An 18,360-nucleotide genomic window follows, 5' to 3' on the forward strand; every position below is an offset into this window, starting at 1 on the left:
TGTCGGCATCATTCGTGGCGCGGTCTTTGAGCAACGGCAAGGTGTCGGGATCGTCCTTCCACCCGCGCGTCAGTTCCTGCACCGCCGCTTGCCGAACATCATTGTCGGCATCATTCGTGGCGCGGTCTTTGAGCAACGGCAAGGTGTCGGGATCGTCGTTCCACCCGCGCGCCAGTTCCCGCACCGCCGCACGCCGCACAGCCCAATTGTCATCATTCGCGGCGCGGTCTTTGAGCAACGGCAAGGTGTCGGGATCGTCCTTCCACCCGCGCGCCAGTTGCTGCGCCGCCGCTTGACGAACCTCCGGATGAGCATCATTCGCGGCGCGGTCTTTGAGCAACCGCAGGGTGTCGGGCTCGCCGTTCCAGCCGCGCGCGAGTTCTCGCACCGCCGCTTGCCGAACCTCCGGTGCGTCATCATTCGCGGCACGGTCTTTGAGCAACGGCAGCGTGTCGGGATCAACCTTCCAGCCGCGCGCGAGTTCTTGCACCGCCGCTTGCCGAACATCCGGGGTATCATGCTTCGAGGCGCGGTCTTTGAGAAACAGCATCGTGTCAGGATCGTCCTTCCATCCGCGCGCGATTTCCTGCACCGCCACTTGATGAACGTTAGAATTGTCATCCTTCATGGCGCGATCTTTGAGCCATGGCAAGGTGTCGGGATCGTCCTTCCATCCACGGGCGAGCGCTTCCACCACTGCGTTCCGCACAGACCAATTCTGCTCGTTCGCGTAGAGACCTTTGAGCCACGGTAGCGTGGCGGGATCGTCCTTCCGAACGCGCGGCAGTTCCCTGATCGCAGTTAGCCGCACATGCTCGACATCATTCGTAGCGCGGTCTTTGAGCAACGGCAACGTGTCGGGATCGTCCTTCCATCCGCGCACCACTTGCTGCAACGCCACCCTTCGCACCGATCCACTTTCATCGTTCATAGCCAGTTCTTTGAGCAAAGGCAGCGTGTCGAGGTCATCCTTCCATCCGGACGCCAGTTCCTCCACCGCGGTCCAGCGAACATATTCGTCACCGTCCGTTCCGCAAATCAGCCGAAGCCACGGTAAGGTACCGGGATCGTGCTTCAATCCACGCGCCAATTCCTCTATTGCAGTCCAACGCACGTCACTTGCGGTATCATTGGTGGCCAGCTCTTTGAGCAAAAGCAAGGTGTTGGCGTCGTCTTTCCACCCGCGCGCAAGTTCTTGGACTGCGACCTGCCGCAAATCATCATTGTCTTTCTTCACAGCGAAGTCTTTGAGCCATGGCAAGGTGTGGGGATCGTTCTTCCATCTGCGCGCGAGTTCCTGCACCGCCGCTGCACGCATCTCATTGTCGTCGTCGTGCTCGGCGCGGTCTTTGACTAGAGTCTGCGTCTCGGGATCGTCCTTCCATCCGCGCGCGAGTTCCTGCACCGCTGCGCGCCGCACAGCCGGATTGGCATCCTTCGTGGCGCGATCACTGAGCCAGCTTATTGGCTTGTCGAGCAGCTGCGCGTTGACCAGCGCCGCCACAGCTTTGGCATGCAAGCGATTGCACCGCTCCGCCTCCTCTCCCCACTCCTCATAAAAATAGGGAAAGTCGAAACGCAGAAGCCCTTCAAGCTCCGTACGCGCATCGACAGAAACTGCGCCAAGAGTCCGAGGATTCCGTAGCTCCTGGCAGCATCGTGCGGCAAGAAAGAGGTGGTGAAACTCGTAGGTTGGATCGGTCTGCTCCAGCAGGAATTCGACGATCTGCCTGACGTGGCCGGGGGACTTTTTGCCGATGAGCCCCGCGATCAAACAAAGCGTTTCGTGCCAGCCTTCATCTTGCCAATGAGCACTGAAGACCTGGTCCCGCAGGTACGCAAGATCGAGGCTCGCTTCGAACTGCTGAACAAAGGCTTCAGCGCAAAAGTATTCAAGGAAGGTGCGATGGACGAATGCATAATGATTATTTCCCAGGTCACAGAGAATGAAATTCTGCCCCCGCAATTGTTCCACGAGTACATCTGCCAACCCGTGCGGATTGGGGAACAGGGTTTTCGTCAGGTACTCACGCAAGATCCGTTCAAGGTCGTGGCGCGCAATGATATTGCCGCGTTCGCCTGACGCAGTGGTCTGCATGTGAAGGGCGACGGCTCGCAACATCGCCGCTTTCTCGTCGAACCCAATCCCAACCTCTTTCAGTTGCGGAAAACGTTCTTCCAGCAGTTCCGTCTTCCAATCCAGCAGCAGTAATTGCGCCGAGCGCTCGTACAGGCGCGCACGGTCGCGGGGCAGTTCCTGTTGCCGATTGAGAATCGCCATCAGCGTCAACAACAACGGGTTTCCGGCTAGCTCACGGATGGCCCGTGTTCTCTCAATCGCCTCCTCAAGCTGCATCAGTTTCCGTTGGCGGTCTCGTTCGTCGGTGAAGGTTTCCTGATGCCAGCGTTCGAGGAACGTTTCGATCTGGCCGTCTTCAAGGTCCTGCAACATGAAATGGCCGAAGCCCATGTCGGTCAGACGTTGCTGTGATCTCTCGTATCCGATGACCCGCGAGGTCAGGATGATCCGGACATTGCGGTACTCGTCCGCAAAGCGTTGCATGTCGGCGAGCGCCCACTTTCGCTGGTTCTCATCAAAGATCTCGTCCAGCCCGTCCAGCAACAGCACGACATTGGCGGTGCTCTTCAGGTATTCCTGTAATGCCAACTCGTTTATGCGGTGAAAAGTTGGACCTTCGTGCAGGTAGAGAAGGAAGCTCTTCGCTTCGTTGCAGGGCCAATGTGCGTAGTCGCGCAACTCGATCAGCAAGACCAACTGAGCATTCAGCAAGACCGCGTCGGCTCGTTCTTCCGCCCATTGCAGCGCCAGGTAGCGCAGCAGCGAAGATTTGCCCGAACCTGGATCGCCCAGAATGACGAGCCGTTCCTTGCGCGGATCGCCGGCGACTTCAAACACCGGGTGTGAAGCCTGACTGTGAAAGGCGCGCAGCCGTTCCTGGGTCATCTCTTCGCGCAATTCCAGATCGGCTGGGTCCCGCGTATCAGTCCCGCTCTGTTCCAAGAACCGGCGCCGCACCTCTTTAGGCAAGGTCAGTAATTGTGGCGCGTACTCCTGGGATTCACGAACGTTCTGTTCAACAAATATACTGTGCAGCTTTGCGATGCGGTCGGAATAAGGATCGAGGCTCTGCAATTGGAGCTTCTGATATTGTTGGAGCAGCGCTCGTCGATACGCGCCGAGGTCAAAGCCAGGCACGATGCCTAGCATCTGCCGAGTGGTTTCAGCGGTTTCAGCTACGGCTTGCGCCGCATAAATCTCGCGCAAGTCCTCGTCCTGGGCGCGCAAGTTTTTCAGCCGCTTACTGAACGTTCTGGCGACAATCTCCCAATCGAAATCGTCCGGCAGCCGGGCAGTCACTTTGGACGGCCAACCCTGTTCGAGTAAGACGCGATCGACAGTCGAGATGCTGGATTCAAAGGCTTGACCCAACGCGGCCTGCGCGTGCTCTGAGCGCACGAACTCTTTCACGTCATCGGCCCAAGCTACTGTTTCGTGCGCGGGCACGCCGGAGTCGCGCAACTGGTCATCGACTAGTTGCACCAGTTCCTTGAGCGCCTTGCCTAGTGCTTTTCCATGCTCATCTTTTTTCAGCGATTTGAAGACGCTGCCGAAACAGCTCTTGACGTAGGCTTTCGCCGAGTCGTTGACCACATCCTTGGCGAAGTCTTCCAACACGGGCCTGACCAGTGCGCCGGCCGCCTGGGTAACTCCCCACACTATCAACCAATCGATAACCATTTTTGGCTGCTCCGGCTTCTTTGGGGTTCAGATTTCGATCGCCTCGTAACACGACCCAGCCGCTTCTTGCACGGTGCGCTGTGCACGCTTAGCAATACCGAAATCCCTCGCTCGACCATCTCGAGTTGCTTGGAGCCGTATTCTATCACCCAGACGAAGCGTCGGACTAAAGAAACGGACGGCGCATCGTCAATTCTAGACAAAGCAAAATCGCGGTGATAAGTTGCGCAACCGTTTATCAGTGGGCCCTAAGAATGCACGGCAAACCAAGTGATGCATCTCCTCGCGGTTCAAGTGGACAGCGGTTTCGGAGGTCGATACAATGCCGAAACGAACGCTGAGTGGGGAACCGACTCTCGTTGACTGGAGCGAGTTTTGCCTACTCAGCTCAATTCTGAGATATCTGCACGTCAGGCGACAGGAGGACCCACAATGGCAATCACCGAAAGAGACTTTGTGGAGATTTTCGCGCGACATGGGCTTAGCCGTGACCTCGCGGTGCGCGGCTACGAGAGCTATTCCAGGACCTTAAACGAATCGGCCCATCTCGGGTCAGGAATCAGCGACGAGCTTGCCAAGAAAGATATCGATCTCATTGCGGCCGCGCTGGCAGCGGGAGCCTTGCGCAACGAAGCGGAACCTGTGCGGAAGAGAGGGTTCCTTTCACGCTTGTTCGGTAAGTGATGTATGGCCCATGATGTCTTCATCAGTTACTCTTCGCGCAACAAGACCACCGCCGACGCGGTGTGCGCAAAGCTTGAAGAACGACACATCCGCTGCTGGATCGCGCCGCGGGATATCCTCCCAGGTTCAGCCTACGGCGCGTCGATAGTTCGCGCAATCGGTGAGAGCCGGGCAATGATCCTGGTATTCTCGGCCGACTCCAACATCTCTCCACACGTAACAAGAGAGGTGGAAAGGGCGGTAGGCAAAGCCATTCCCATACTCCCCTTCCGCATCGACACGGTCGTTCCTACAGACGACATGGAGTATTTCTTGTCGGCGACTCATTGGCTCGACGCCATGACGCCACCTCTTGAGGCGCACTTGCAGAGGCTGGCGGAAGTCGTCGAGGTGCTGCTTCAGCACTCCGCCTCAACATCGTCCGCGTCTGGCGATGTGCCGATTCAGGCGCCGCCCCAGGCAGCCATTGAGAAGGCTGGAGACAAGCCCAATACGCTTACCACCTATTTGAATCGCATCAGGGAGGAATGCGGTCAGACTTTTTCCAGCGAGCTGGTTCGTCCTGATCGCGTCTATGTGCCGCAGTTCGCAAGCCCGTTCGGAGATCCGGCCGCCGAGGCCAATCTCTCAGATGTGATGAAGGAATTCTGGACAAATCGAGGGCGGCGCGTTGCCGTCCTTGGAAACTACGGGATGGGCAAGACCTACTTCACCTGGCGGACCACGCTGGATCAGACAGACCGCTGCGACAATGAAAGAGAAGCTACGATTCCGATTCTTTTTCCGCTGAAAAAATTCAACTACACCGCGTCGGCGGAACAAGAGCAAAAAAAGAAAGACCTGGTCGATCAGGTAATGGAACATGCCATCTACTTTGATTTCCCCAGGGTCGATCGACAGCAGTTTGTTCGCTGGATCGAAGACGGCGTAGTTGGGATCATTCTGGACGGGCTGGACGAGCTGTTGATCCCGCGTACGAAGACATGGACTGAGGTTGTCCAACCTCTATTGGACCTTGAACGGGCGGGCTTTGTTATTACTTCGCGTACGTCTTACATCCAGACCTTCGATAAGGAATTGGCGCCGTACTCGGTTTTCGAACTGCTGGCATGGGGCGCCAGGGAATGGCATCAGTATCTGGAATGCTCCAAAGAGGCGCTGGCGGCGGCTGGGGGCAAAGACTTGCTCCTCAACGCGGTTGCTAACAGGTCGAACCTTGCGACTCTCACCACGCGTCCGCTCTGGTGTTACATGATCGTCTCGATTGCAGACGAAATCCCGAAGCTCCGGGATCTCCAACTGAGCGGATTGTATCAGCAGTTTCTTGACCGAGCTGTGAAACGACGGCCGCTGATGGACTCACTCCTCACGCTTGCCTGGCAGTATTGCGCGATGGAGCGATTCGCTGAAGAATGCGCCCGCAAGCAAGAGTCATCGCTCGATGAGTCGCAATTGCTGACTATCCTGTCGAGGCTCTTTGAGGCCATCGGCCACAAGGAGCTGAAAGAATTCCTCACGAAACAGGTCCGCACTTACGCCTTCTTGAACTGCGACCGCGACAAGAAATACAACTTCGGCCACAAGTCCTTCCAGGATTACTTCACCGCAACGGGCATCGGTCGCTGGATGGCCGAACAAAGTGCCGGATATCAGTCGGGCCCGCCTGAGTTCACCACAAGAGACCCTTTCATCGGTGAACGGCCGCTGAGCGACGAGCAGGCGGTGTTTCTGGCGGGTGTACTTCAAGAAGCGTGGATCCTGGAGTCTCTTGAGATTGTCCCGCCATCCGAAGGGAGGAAGCTGCACTCAAAGATCCTGCTCTTCCTTCAAAAAGAACTTTCGACGGACGAAGCTTCCCAGATCGCGAGGACGAATCTGTTTCGCGTCTATTTGAGTCTCGTTCGAGGCAGCGACAAAGAAGACCAACCCTTCCTGAATGGGTTCTGTCTGAAAAGCGCCAACCTGGCCGAAGCCGACCTGAGCAATTGCACTTTCCAAAAGGTGGATTTTAGCGATGCTCTCCTGTCGCGAGCTTCGTTTCGGGGGAGCAGTCTTGGCGGGTGCACCTTCTTCGGCGCCACAATTGATGGAGCCGATTTCACGGACGCAGACTTGACCGGCGCCGATCTGGTCGGGGTTGAGAAGCCGAATCTACCTCCGGTATTTGCGAACTCCAAGGGTGTGGACCGCGCCAGAATGACGGCGCGCGAAAAAAGCTACCTCTTCCCATAACAGGAGTGCTCGATGTGGCAGGCTGACGTTCAAAGAAACGTCGAGGACTGGGCCCAGCTTTACAGCTCGTGGGAAGGGTCGGGTCCGGCGCAGGTTGTTTGCCTTCTCGATCCGCCGCGAAATGCGCTCCCGCCTCATTCCTATCAAGAAGCACAGCGAAACATGTACAACGTCTTCGACAGGCTTCCGGGCAAGGAAAGCCTCGTCGTGGGCTTGCAGGAAGATTTCATGAAAGAGCTCCGAACTGCCGCTGGGCTTTCGGACAACTACCTGGATAACGGCGGGTTGGGAATCGTCTATGCCCTGTCGCGAGCGAAGCCTCCCCCGGACGCGGTCGGCCTGGAAACCGCCGGCTTCGTCGAGGAATACAGGCGGGTCGAGAATCAAGCCATCGACTTCATGTCGCGTTCCGCTTCCTTCTTTCAGCTTGTGACTCGGGCATACGGCGAGGGAAAGAAGAAATACTCACCCGAGCTTTTGTCCTTCTTGTCGCTGGTTGCTTCCTACAGGCGAGACCATTCGATAGGGCTGAATGCGTACGTCTCTCAGCTTCTGAAGAAGGCGAGATCGCTGTCGATCAATCTCGGTGCGACGCGCTATAAGCCGCTCCTGGTTTTTGAATCCATCAGCCGCCTGGAATCGGAGGTCGCGAAAAGCAAGAACGAAAAGCTCAATGAGCTCGTCGAACCGCTCGCGCAAGCCATCTACGTCTTTTCCCAACCGGAAACCATCGACCGCCGCGCCGTATGGCAGCTTAAGCGCTATCTTCTTCAGGCTCCCACGGGGATGGCCACCACCAGGGAGCTGGATGAAATCACCGAAGCGGAGATCGAAAGAATCGAGCAGATGCTGCAGCAGGACACTCTCCCCGAGCCTCCCAGGAAGGTGGTCGAAAAGGCCTGTGAGCTCGTGAAAGAGCGATGCCTCACCGATGTGCTTCTCGTACGGCCGGGTGAAGATAAACAGGACCTTCTGGGTCAGCAGGGAGCCATGATAACGAATCTGCTCGAGCTGGCCGCGGTCCTCGGAATTGAACCTCGGACCTTTCCCTTGATAAGCAACTATGTGCACTACCTCTATTTCAATGAAAAGCTGAAGACGATCACTCATAACGCGCAAGGCAGAGCGTTAAGCGACTGCATGGCTCACCTCGAACGCGAGATTGCGCAACACCTCGCAAAAAGCACAGCCGAGCAGGCGCTGGTAGAAATGGATCCCGCGATTGAGTTCATGGAAGCGATGGGCCGGTATCATATCCTCCACGGAGAGGAATGGAAAAAAGTCGTCATCGGTTTTAGCGCTTCCGAGATTTGCGGAAGTCTATCCGATCTGGGGGTTGCGCTGCCGACCTCGTGGGAAACAAGAGCGGAGGAGTCGGATCGAGAGTTCGCGTCGGTTCGCGATTTCTTTGATCTCTCGGTATTGCGGGGAAAAGATCTGGCCGGCTCGCTTTGTGCGGCGATGGCGGGACGAAACCTGGGACGAGGCGTGCTCTATTGCGATGCTTACCTGCACGACAACCTGGCGCGATGGTTTCAGTCCCACGATGTGTCTTACACATTTCTGTTTCCCAGGTTCAGCGTCGGTTAAGGAGCGGGGGATGAATCCGGCCACGGTAACAGTCAAAAAGCGCTGCGAGTGGAATCGCTACTGTTCCTCGATTGCGCCTTTTTTTCCCGAGCGCTTGTTGGAGATCGGAACGAACCGCCCGCTTTTGGTAGGCCGCTGTTACCATTGCGAAGGTTTCGTCTGCAACCGCTGTGCTTCGCGCCGGCCTCACGAGACGGGACCCGGGACTTGCGCTTTCGATCCGTGGGAGTTGCTTTGCCCGCTTGAGGGCCAAACGCTCGGGCGGGGCGACGATTGGATCATCTTTGGCGGCGCCGCGGAGTCGATCTGCCGTTCCACCGGTCCCCCAAACGACCAACTGGTAAGCGAGGCTTTTTCTCGCGGCGTCGTCTGGAGAGATGACTCTCCGGAAGCCATAACGATTCTGCAATTGCTCGAGCAAGCGTTCGGTGCTTACGCGGCAGACCAGCGCCAGGCGGCCCTCGACATCAGCTCGAACCTTCTTGGATTATTACCGAACCACGTCAATGCGTTGTTGATGCGGCGCTGGGCTCTGGAAAAGCTCCACCGATTTGATGAAGCCTGGGAAACGTTGCGTACGTTTCTGCAGTCAAGTCAGGACCGCCTCACGCGAGGGCTCGGTGAGTTGAACGCTCTCAACTCAGTGGACAGTCAAACCAGAAACACTTTTTCGACTGAGATTCTCTCCGCGCTCAGGACAGCCGCCCCGGCGGGTAAAGATAGGCTTGTGCGGGATGCGCTCTCCAAGCTCATAGCGGAAATCGCGCCGGACCTAGCGCCATCTGTAAGCGGTCCAGCCGAAGCCGAGACCAGGGCTCCGGCGCAAAGGCCGGCTCCTCGGCCCCAAACTCCCGAGCCAGGCGCTGTGTCGTGTCACCGGTCTCCGAATCTCGAGGGTTCGCCGATGCGTGAGCTGGTCACCTCGATCCCGCCTGATACGCTGAAACAAATCTTGAGCGGATTGCCGCAAGACTCCTGGCATAAGGAACATTGGACGCAGTTTGTCATTCAATGCCGAAACGCCGGAGGGCTGAAATCCCTCGACGCCGATTCGTTCGCCGGTCGCGTCTGGAAACTTCCACGAGGTCCGGAGCTGACGGCTTATTCTCTTTCCGCCCAGATGCTGGTTGAGATGGGACAAGCGGTCGCTGAAAAAGCGGACCTTGACCTGACGGGCTTGTTCGATCTGTATGCCGGCGAGTGCTTCCTTCGTCCGACGCGGATTCGCGCCTGCTTTGGTGAATCCGAAGACGCATTTCTGGCGGGGGGACTCGCGGCCTTAGAGAGCCTCAAGACAGGCGCCTCACTTAGTGTAGATGAGCTCGCCCGCCTGCTGAATGAAACCGTACCCGGGCACGCGCCGCTCGAAGAGTGGGCCGGGGCACTGAGAGAATACATATGGGCGTGCCCGATGCTGATCGAGTCCGGCCAAGAACTGGGCTTTGGTCATAAGTCCTTCGAGGAATACTTTCTTGCAAGACATTTGTTCAGACGTCTGTTTGACGACGAGAAGCCCGACTTCAAGCTCGCCGGTTCGAGGTGTCTCGATCTGAATACGGCCATCTTTCTGGGCGAGCTCGTAATGCACTCCGACAAGCACTCGATGCTGCTGGAAGAGTGGCTGCGGATGAAGCGCCAGAGACGCAGTCTTTTTCGCGGCGCGGATGTGCCGACTTTCGTCAGAAATCTCGCGCTCGTTCGGTTGATGATCAAGAACGACGCGAGATCGCTAGATCTAACCGACGCCGATTTCAGCGACCTGGATTTGAATCACGCGGACTTCAGCAATTCGATCCTCGCCGGCGCCAACTTTCGAAACACAGATCTCCGCGGAGCCAGGTTCCTGGGCTGCGACCTGACCGGCGCAACATTCGACGGAAGCGATTTGACCGGCGCCCAACTTGACCCCGCGTGACAGGAGACTCTTATGGCCCCTTCAATCACCAAAACAGACCTCGAAGCAATGCTCGACCCGCGTTACGCCAAAATCATTTCCGAATCTTTTCCCAAAAACGCCAGCGGTGCGCTGATCGTTTTTGGCCACGAATACAGAGCCCCCGAGCAGCAGGAGAATCTGTATCTGGAGCTTGAACATCTCGTTCAGCGCGACCCGGCAATGCCCATATTCCTGGAGGGATTCTACGGCCCGAGATCAGCCTGGCCGGGTTCGCAAGCTGAAGAAGGACCCAAACCCACCGGCATGCGAAAGCTGTTTCAACGATTCTCCAAACCCGCGGAAAAACCGGACCCACGAAACGACCCGAGCTGGAGAGTAAGCCGAGCCCGCCAGCTTCTCAATCAAAAGGGCACGCTCGCCTCCGAGGTCCTGCCTCAAGTTCTCCCCGAGTACGCGGCGCTTTTCGGAGCCGAGGAGATGAGCCTTCTGGAGGAACAACAGTCAAAGCTCAAAGCGATCGACGCGCGGATTCAGGCCTCACTCGCGGGCCGCATCAAGATGCCAACCGGTACGTTCTTCGTCAGCACCTTCACCAGCATCTTCTATCCTCTCGTCGAAAGACTCGAGGGCCGGCTCAACGATCAACTGAAACAACTGATCGATCTGCGCAATCAGTTTTCCCGCGACGCGCGGCCGTCAGGCTATGCGTCGTCGCTGGCTGAGCTTGCAAAAAGCGAAGAGATCGACCTGGACGGCTACCCGGCGATCCAGTCGTTGACCGACGCGTTGGAGATGGAGCGATCGCTTGATTTCGACGCAGTCGAAGAGGAACGGATGGAGCTGGTCCAGACACTCGCGCGGCGTTCGGACGAGCAGTTGGACTATGAACGCGCAACCGCGGTTCGGCGCTGGCTCGAATTCGCGCCTTCGCATGAAAAGGCGCTTGCGGAAGTATACGGCGAAGCGCCACAGGAAGACCTCGGCATGACGTGGCTCACAAGGCTGATAACCATCTCGCAGGCGTACAAGGACAAGAAATACTCTTACGCGCAGTACCACGTGAGGCTGAGGGAATTGATGGACAGCCTCGGCATTGATTGCCCGGAAACCTCCCACCTGGGGAAATACATTCGGTACATCGTCCTTGCTGAGCAGTTCGATGCCAACGCGCTGGTTTCATCCGAGCTGTGGTCGCTTCACGATGAGCTCGCCGACATCTACACCACGTCGGCAACCGAGCGAGGGATCCTCAAGCTCGGCGCGGAGATCGAGAACCTGTATAAGTACGTTCTGCTGCGTCTCCCGGCTTCCCGCGTTCAATCGTTCCTTGCCGCCTCGCCGAGCGTAGGTCAATGGCTTGCAGACGCATACCGGCTCGAGCAATCAATCGGAGCCGCATCGCCTCCGGACAAGAAAACAATGGCGCAGAATGCCGCGCCGTACATCGACGACGCTTTGCCGTTGACCAGAGACTTCTACACTCTTGCAGCACGCCGGTCGGAGAAGCTTATTGAGAATGTGCTCAAATCGGACCTGGTGGGTATTCCGGTGGCGGCGCTGGTTTGCGGCAGGTTTCACCTGTATGAAATGACCCGCGCGCTGCGCAGCCAATCGAGGCTGGCTTGGGCGGTGATCGGCCCGATGCCCACGCGTTACTCGGAAGAGCGACAGCTTCAAACCTGGAACTGGATCTTTCCTACGCAGGAGAATTCGTTGGCGGAAACGTTCCCGGAGGATGATCGATAACCATTGGGCTTCTCTCCGGCGTCTTTGGTTCAGATTTCAGTCGCCCGGTAACACTTCGCTTAACCGTTTGCACATCTCTGCCGCGTCGCGAACTACCTCGTGCTCATCCAGCGTCGTCAATTCGCCTGCACGCATCAGCACACGGCCGTCGATGAGCACCGTTTCCACGTCGCTTGCTTGGGCGGCATACACCATCGCAGAAACCGGATCGGGATGAGGAGTCATATGCGGTCGATTCACCGAAACCAAGGTCAGATCAGCACGCTTGCCGGTTTCAATGCTGCCGATCTCGCTACCCAGACCCAGCGCGCGCGCGCCGTCGATCGTCGCCATTCTCAACACCCGAAGTGACGGCAAAGCCTCCGCTCCGTGAAGCGCCTTTTGAATGAGCGCCGCCGTGCGCATCTCGGTGAACATATCCAGGCGGTTGTTGCACGGCGCGCCGTCCGCTCCAAGCGAGACCGAAATCCCCTGATCGAGCATCTCGAGAACAGGGGCGAAGCCGGAGCCGAGTTTCAGATTTGACGATGGGCAGTGCGCGACATGAGTTCCGGTTTGCTTTAAGACTTTCATCTCGGCGGAGTTCAAATGAACGCAATGCGCGAGCATGACATTCGGCGCCGCCAGCCCGACATCGTTCAGATACTCGATGTTCCGGCGGCCAGTCTCGCGTTCGACCATTTCGATCTCATCTTTGTTCTCGGAGGCGTGAGTGTGGACCATCACCCCGCGTTCTCGCGACAGTTGCGCAACGCGTTCGAGCAGCTTACGGGTGCAGCTTACGGCGAAGCGCGGAGCGAAGCAGTAACGTATTCGGCCATCGGCGCGGCCGTGCCAGCGATCCAGGAGCGTCAGCGATTCCGCGATCGAAGCTTCAGTCTGTTCACGCAACGCTGCCGGAATGTCGTCGCCCTTGTCCATCATGCACTTGCCTATGGTGGCGCGAAAACCGGACTCCTCGACTGCCGCGAAAACAGCGTCAGTGTGGCGGACAGTTTCCATCGTTAACGCGCAGGTGGTTCCGCCGCGAATCAACTCAGCTATCCCCAGCCGCGCGGATGCGTAAATAGACTCAACGGTGTGAGCGGCTTCCATCGGCCAGATTCGCTTCGTGAGCCATTCGATCAGAGAAAGGTCATCGGCCGCGCCTCGAAACAGCGTCTGGCAGAGATGGATGTGAGTCTGGACAAACCCCGGCAACAACACGCAGCCGCGGCCATCAATCACCTCGGCGGCTTTGTACCCGCCGGCAGTAAGGAAGCGGCCCAAAGCAACGATGCGGCCGTGCTCGACAAACACATCTCCGTCGAAGATGTTGTTCTCGCCGTCGAGTGTTATGACGGTAGCCCCTTTTATGAGCAATGAATCGTTCATTAGTATCGAGAATACTCGAGGCCGATTTTATCCCGCATCCGCGGCGCCAGGAACTGTTGCGCGCCCGTGAACAGCCTCAGCGTTGTCAGCTACGAGCTGGTCATTGCGCTATCGGGCACGCTTGAATGGCGACGAGTTGCCATCGGCCGTCCCGCTCGGCATAGACGTGAATCGTTCGATAGTATCCTTCGATGACGTGGCCGTTGTATATCCACTTCGCAGTATCGACGGCCGTCAGCACAGCCGTTTGTCCGAAGATACGCACTTCAACGTTGTCGCGGGTCATAGACTCCATGGTGAGATCGCCGGACCCTACGTCCGCGATAAACTGGTCCGTGCCGTCGCCTTCAAGCGGATAGGTGAAGGTGCAGTCCGGAGCCATGATGCGCGCGAGCGTCGCAGTGTCGCGCTGGAGCAACGCGGCGACCCACTCGGTGTTCATTCGCCTAAGGTCGTGTTCGATCTTGCTATCGGTGGCCGCCATCGTCGGACTCCTTTTCGGCAAAGTGTCGCCTGCGACGAACTTCCCCGCAACAACGGCGCGTCATCCGTTTGCTGGAAAGCCTCGCGCTGTCCGTATCCGTTCAGCGATTTTACTTATGCCAAAGGTAGATTGAAAGAGAAACGAGAGCCGAGAACGCTTGAGAAGCGGATGCCGTTTGGGGAGAAACCCTTCTTGTTGGAGTCGCGGCGGGTCTACATCGGCCACTTATTGTCGACAAACTGCAGGCACAGGCGCTCGAAGCCGTCAGTGCCAGTCCATTGGTTGCGCACCAATGCGATGCTATTAAAGCTGCGATTCGGGCTGGTGATTCTAACGAATTCAAACTCAGGCGGCGCGGCCCTGACGCATACTCGAGCGCCGCTCGGGCTGACGTTTTCGGTGACCGCTGCTTCACGCGCGACTCGTTGCATCGACCCATCGAGATATTCCACGGCGACGGGCTCGGTTCGTTCCTCACGCGGCTCTCTGCGACGATCGGCGCCGTTCCACTTCTGAGTCCGAAATGTCGCCCACGGCTTGTAAAGATAGTCGGTAGGCGGATGGGCGCCGATAAACTCGAGTCCAACAACGCGAAAGCCATCGATGAGAGGCTCGACTCGACGCACGATCGCGTACATATTGTAGCCGGCCTCCGAAAAACCATGGCTGCGCAGTTTGGTAGGCAACGGTAAGGTTATGTGGACGACCAGCCCGTGTTTGACGCGGCTGCGCATTCGAACCGCAACACCCATGCGGCTGACATCAATGGTCTTGCTTACCTCTTGCCATTTTCCGCCCGTGCCGTCGTAGCCGGCCACAAGCACCGGGACGGAGAGTTTGAAACGTTCACAGCGCCGTCGTTCGACGGGAGCCTCGGAAGCGTGCGCCTTGGTGAAAACCGGGCGCATCTCGGGCGAGACATTGATCTCCACGGCCTCGGCTTTCACTTTGGGAGTGCGAACCGATTCGCCGTCTCCCGGTTGTGCCGCGCCGGCGCGTTTTTGAGTCTGCGCTTCGGCGGCGTTGAGCGGCAGTGTTGCATACGCGCGGGGACTGCGCTGCCCGTCGTATTGCGCGCGCTTGTCGGTGTTGGTCAGCACCGAGAATGCTTGCGACACTTTCTTAAATGCCTGATCGACCCTCACCAGCATCTCATCGGGCACTGCGGCTCTGACTTTGTGGTAAGACGGATGAAGTACCGTGACCGCCTTCTGATAAGCCAGAATCACTTCTTCGTTGTTGGCCGAGCGTTCGAGGCCTAGTGTTTGATAGAGAGTGTTCGCGCCTTCGACTCGCTCGAGCAGGTATTCGATCTCGAGGTAGTAAGCACTAATCAGCTTGCCGGTGTTCAACGGCGCCGACCGATGGATTAGTCCGCCGGAGTTGCTCATCCGCGTCTCAGATCGGTAAAAGTGAGTTTCTTCTGCGGGGGTAGAAGCCAAGATTACTTGGAAGATGAAGCCATTATGAACGCATTGTCCTATTCGTCAACGGTTTTGTTGGGGCGAACGGAGTACGCTGCCCCGTGCGGGCACGCACACGGCGTCACTAATCCAGATCGTGCGCAGCCATAAGGTCAGAGAGTCTCTTCTAGGGAAATTAACTGTTACGACATCGCCTGGCTTGACCATTCCGCTTTGCATTAGAGCGACTGATCGGCGTTTACCAATACCGCACTGGTCAGATCATTCAGATCTTCGTCGCTCCAAGCCTCACTGTCGTCGGTCGACTTATCGTAGCCATAACGTTCCTTCAAAAAGAAGATGAAATCCTGCGCTTCAGATACTCTCTCCGGGGGGAGAGCACTAAGAGCGCTTATTATCTCTTCAACTTGCCTCTTACTCAGCATCGGTTCTTTCCTTTCTGGCGGCGCCGCGAATGAATCGCGCCGCCGGAGAATCCTTCATCGGAAGCGTGTACCTGCGAATGCCATCGTACTTGTACAGTGCTCCGGCGACCGCAGGAGCTGTGGGTACGAGTCCGATCTCGCCAACGCCCTTCGCGCCGAACGGTCCCTGCGGATGTGTATCTTCAATCATGATTAACTGCACTTCGGGCATGTGTCTCGCGCGCAGCAAGCCTTGCGAGTTAACGGTCAACGTCTGCGGTATTCCGTTCTCAACTCTGAACTCCTCGGTCAGCGCGTAGCCCAGACCCATGTGTATGGAACCTTCTATCTGGCCTTCGAGCAGCGCGGGGTTCATCACTTTGCCGACGTCATGCGCCGCGACGACTTTCTTGACGCGGCCGTCGTCGTCCAGAATCACAACCTGTGTCGCAAAGCCGTATGCGAAATGCGTCCTGGGCTTTTCAACTTTCGTTTCGAGTGAGACCGTGTCGTCTATCAGAACCTCGCCGTAGTAAGTCTTGCCCGCCAGGTCCCTCAACGTCTTCTGCTGATCGAGGTCAGCCTTGAGCTTGCGCGCGGCTTCCTGCACCCCTCGGCAACCAAGGAAGGTCCCGCGCGACCCGGTCGTTTGCCCGCAATCCAACTCGTACTTCGTGTCGGCCGACACAAAATTGAAAACGCCCGGTGAAAGCCCGGTCTCTTCGCAAGCGGTCTGCTGCAGTACGGTGAACAGCCCCTGCCCCATCTCGGTGAATCCCGTGTATATGCCGACCGTTTCGTCGTCGCGCACTTCGAGCATCGCCCTGCCGTATTCCGGCATGCCGTTGCCGATGCCCACGTTCTTGATGCCGCAAGCGATCCCCGCGTACTTCGCGCTCTTGTAAATGTCCTTCACTGCCTCGAGAGTCTTCTTCAAGCCGACGCTCGATTCCATCACCTGGCCGGTACAGAATGTTCCGCCCACATCCAGGGCGTTGAGGTAACGAATTTCCCATCCGTCGATGCCGACCTTCTCGGCAAGGATGTCGATCATCGAGTCGATCGCGAATGCGGCTTGATTGGCGCCGAACCCGCGCATCGCCCCGCACGGCGGATTGTTTGTGTAGGCCGCAAGCGAGACGACATGTACGTTGTCGACCTTGTAGGGCCCGGTGCAGTGACCCGCGGCTCGCTCGAGGACTTTTGACCCGACCGATGCATAGGCGCCTTTGTCGCCGATCATGTCGGCTTTCACCGCGGTAAGCCGTCCCTCGGCGTCGCAGCCAACCGTGTAGGTCATTTTAATAGGATGGCGCTTGGGGTGAAGGCGCAGGCTTTCCTCGCGGCTCAGCGTGAGCTTCACGGGACTGCCGGTGATCCGGGCGAGCAGCGCGGTCTGAGCTTGAACGCTCATGTCTTCCTTGCCGCCGAATGCGCCGCCGTTTGAAACCAGCGCGACAAAGATCTTGCTTTCAGGCATCCCGAGGAACGAGGCGATCTGTCGCCGGTCGTCAAAGACTCCCTGGCCCTGTGTGTACACTCTCAGACCGTCGCCTTCCGGCATAGCGATGCACGACTCGGGTTCGAGGTACATATGCTCGATGAATTGCGTTTGAAATGTGTGCGTCGCGACGTGAGCAGAACTCTTCAGCGCCTCGTCCACGTTGCCGCGATTGATTTCAGACCTGCTGAGCAGGTTACCCTTCTTGTGAAGCTTCGGCGCGCCGGGTTTCAGCGCGGCTTCCGGGTCCGTAATCGGCTCGCGCACTTCATAATCGACCTCAATTGCCTGAGCCGCCATTCGAGCCGTTCGTCTATCGATTGCAGCAACGGCGGCGATTACGTCGCCGACGTAGCGGGTTTCTTCGCCTTCGGCGACGAACATTGGCCAGTCGTTATAGATCAGCCCCTGATGTCTCTGCCCCGGCGTGTCGGCGGCGGTGACTATCGCAGCGACCCCGGAGATCTCTTTCGCCTTGCTGGTGTCGATGCGTTTTACAAGCGCGCGCGGATGCTCGGACAACAGGACGGCGCCGTGAAGCATTCCCGGGAAGCTCATGTCGTCGATATACGGCCGGTCGCCCAACGCAAGCTCGCGAGCTTCGTAGCGCGGCGTGCTGGTTCCGATTCGCCCGTGATGGCCATTCGACTGCGCGACGGCTTCGCCTCTCAGCCCTTTCGCCGCCAGCTTGATTGAGTCGACGATCTTCACGTAGCCGGTACACCGGCAGTGATGCATGCTCAAGATGCGATTGATTTGATCGTCACTCGGATCTGGGGTCTTATCGATCAGGTTCTTGGCTCGGACTACGATGCCGGGCGTGCAGAATCCGCACTGCAATCCGCCGGCAGCGATGAAACTGTCAGCGAAGGTGTCACGCTCGAGCTCGCTGAACCCTTCGAGGGTCAGCACGGTCTTGCCGGCGACGCTTTTGGCGGGCACCGCGCACGCGACGAGCGCTTTGCCGTCGACGATCACCGTGCAGCATCCGCACTGACCTTGGGGACTGCAGCCATCCTTCGGCGAGATTACTCCGCAGCGCTCACGCAATACTTCCAGTAGCGACGTTCCGTCTTCAACCTCGACCGCGCGCGCGCTTGCGTTCAAGGTGAACTCGATTCGGTTAGCCATGGCCTATTACCTCGAAATGCGAGAGCCTGCGATCCCTGAGGCGGCAACGGTCTCGTTCATGCTCTGAGTTCGCATCTGTAGCGGCGATATTTTAGCACGTCCGAGGTTGTAGATAATTAGTAATCTCATCGCG

11 protein-coding genes are annotated in these 18,360 nt (G+C 57.7%); 5 read left to right on the plus strand and 6 right to left on the minus strand.

The window, feature by feature from the left end; genetic code table 11:
- Positions 1–3,760: HEAT repeat domain-containing protein (locus AABO57_16065; GenBank protein MEK6287256.1), on the minus strand; the 3,760-nt coding region annotated here is incomplete at its 3' end.
- Between the two features lie 432 nt (positions 3,761–4,192).
- On the opposite strand from AABO57_16065, the gene AABO57_16070 reads away from it, so the two are divergent.
- The 5 genes from AABO57_16070 to AABO57_16090 are packed head-to-tail and all read left to right on the plus strand — an operon-like array spanning position 4,193 to position 11,909.
- Positions 4,193–4,444, plus strand: coding sequence for a hypothetical protein (locus AABO57_16070; protein MEK6287257.1), 252 nt, complete (start codon positions 4,193–4,195; stop codon positions 4,442–4,444).
- Between the two features lie 3 nt (positions 4,445–4,447).
- Positions 4,448–6,676 carry a TIR domain-containing protein gene (locus AABO57_16075; GenBank protein MEK6287258.1) on the plus strand — a complete coding sequence of 743 codons (2,229 nt, stop codon included), beginning with the start codon at positions 4,448–4,450 and terminating at the stop codon, positions 6,674–6,676.
- Between the two features lie 12 nt (positions 6,677–6,688).
- Positions 6,689–8,266, plus strand: a complete 1,578-nt coding sequence (locus AABO57_16080; protein ID MEK6287259.1) for a hypothetical protein — start codon at positions 6,689–6,691, stop codon at positions 8,264–8,266.
- Positions 8,267–8,276: 10 nt separating this feature from the next.
- Positions 8,277–10,181: a pentapeptide repeat-containing protein gene (locus AABO57_16085; GenBank protein MEK6287260.1), complete on the plus strand. Its 1,905-nt coding sequence runs from the start codon at positions 8,277–8,279 to the stop codon at positions 10,179–10,181.
- Positions 10,182–10,193: 12 nt separating this feature from the next.
- Positions 10,194–11,909 (plus strand): hypothetical protein, encoded by a 1,716-nt coding sequence (locus AABO57_16090; GenBank protein ID MEK6287261.1) that lies wholly within the window; start codon positions 10,194–10,196, stop codon positions 11,907–11,909.
- Positions 11,910–11,945: 36 nt separating this feature from the next.
- On the opposite strand, the gene AABO57_16095 is transcribed toward AABO57_16090, so the two are convergent.
- The 5 genes from AABO57_16095 to xdh form a co-directional block, all read right to left on the minus strand.
- The gene (locus tag AABO57_16095) at positions 11,946–13,283 is read right to left on the minus strand and encodes a 5'-deoxyadenosine deaminase (GenBank protein ID MEK6287262.1); all 1,338 of its coding nucleotides are present in this window, start codon (positions 13,281–13,283) and stop codon (positions 11,946–11,948) included.
- Between the two features lie 100 nt (positions 13,284–13,383).
- A complete protein-coding gene (locus AABO57_16100) occupies positions 13,384–13,767 on the minus strand; it encodes a nuclear transport factor 2 family protein (protein ID MEK6287263.1) in 384 nt (127 codons plus the stop codon).
- Positions 13,768–13,979: 212 nt separating this feature from the next.
- Positions 13,980–15,158, minus strand: coding sequence for a PilZ domain-containing protein (locus AABO57_16105; GenBank protein ID MEK6287264.1), 1,179 nt, complete (start codon positions 15,156–15,158; stop codon positions 13,980–13,982).
- A 251-nt stretch (positions 15,159–15,409) separates the two neighbouring features.
- Positions 15,410–15,616, minus strand: a complete 207-nt coding sequence (locus AABO57_16110; GenBank protein MEK6287265.1) for a hypothetical protein — start codon at positions 15,614–15,616, stop codon at positions 15,410–15,412.
- The gene (xdh, locus tag AABO57_16115) at positions 15,606–18,227 is read right to left on the minus strand and encodes a selenium-dependent xanthine dehydrogenase (GenBank protein MEK6287266.1); all 2,622 of its coding nucleotides are present in this window, start codon (positions 18,225–18,227) and stop codon (positions 15,606–15,608) included. Before xdh ends, AABO57_16110 begins: the two co-directional genes overlap by 11 nt.
- Positions 18,228–18,360: the final 133 nt, after the last annotated feature.

It is taken from the genome of Acidobacteriota bacterium (assembly GCA_038040445.1).
Classification (GTDB): domain Bacteria; phylum Acidobacteriota; class Blastocatellia; order UBA7656; family UBA7656; genus Onstottus_A; species Onstottus_A frigus.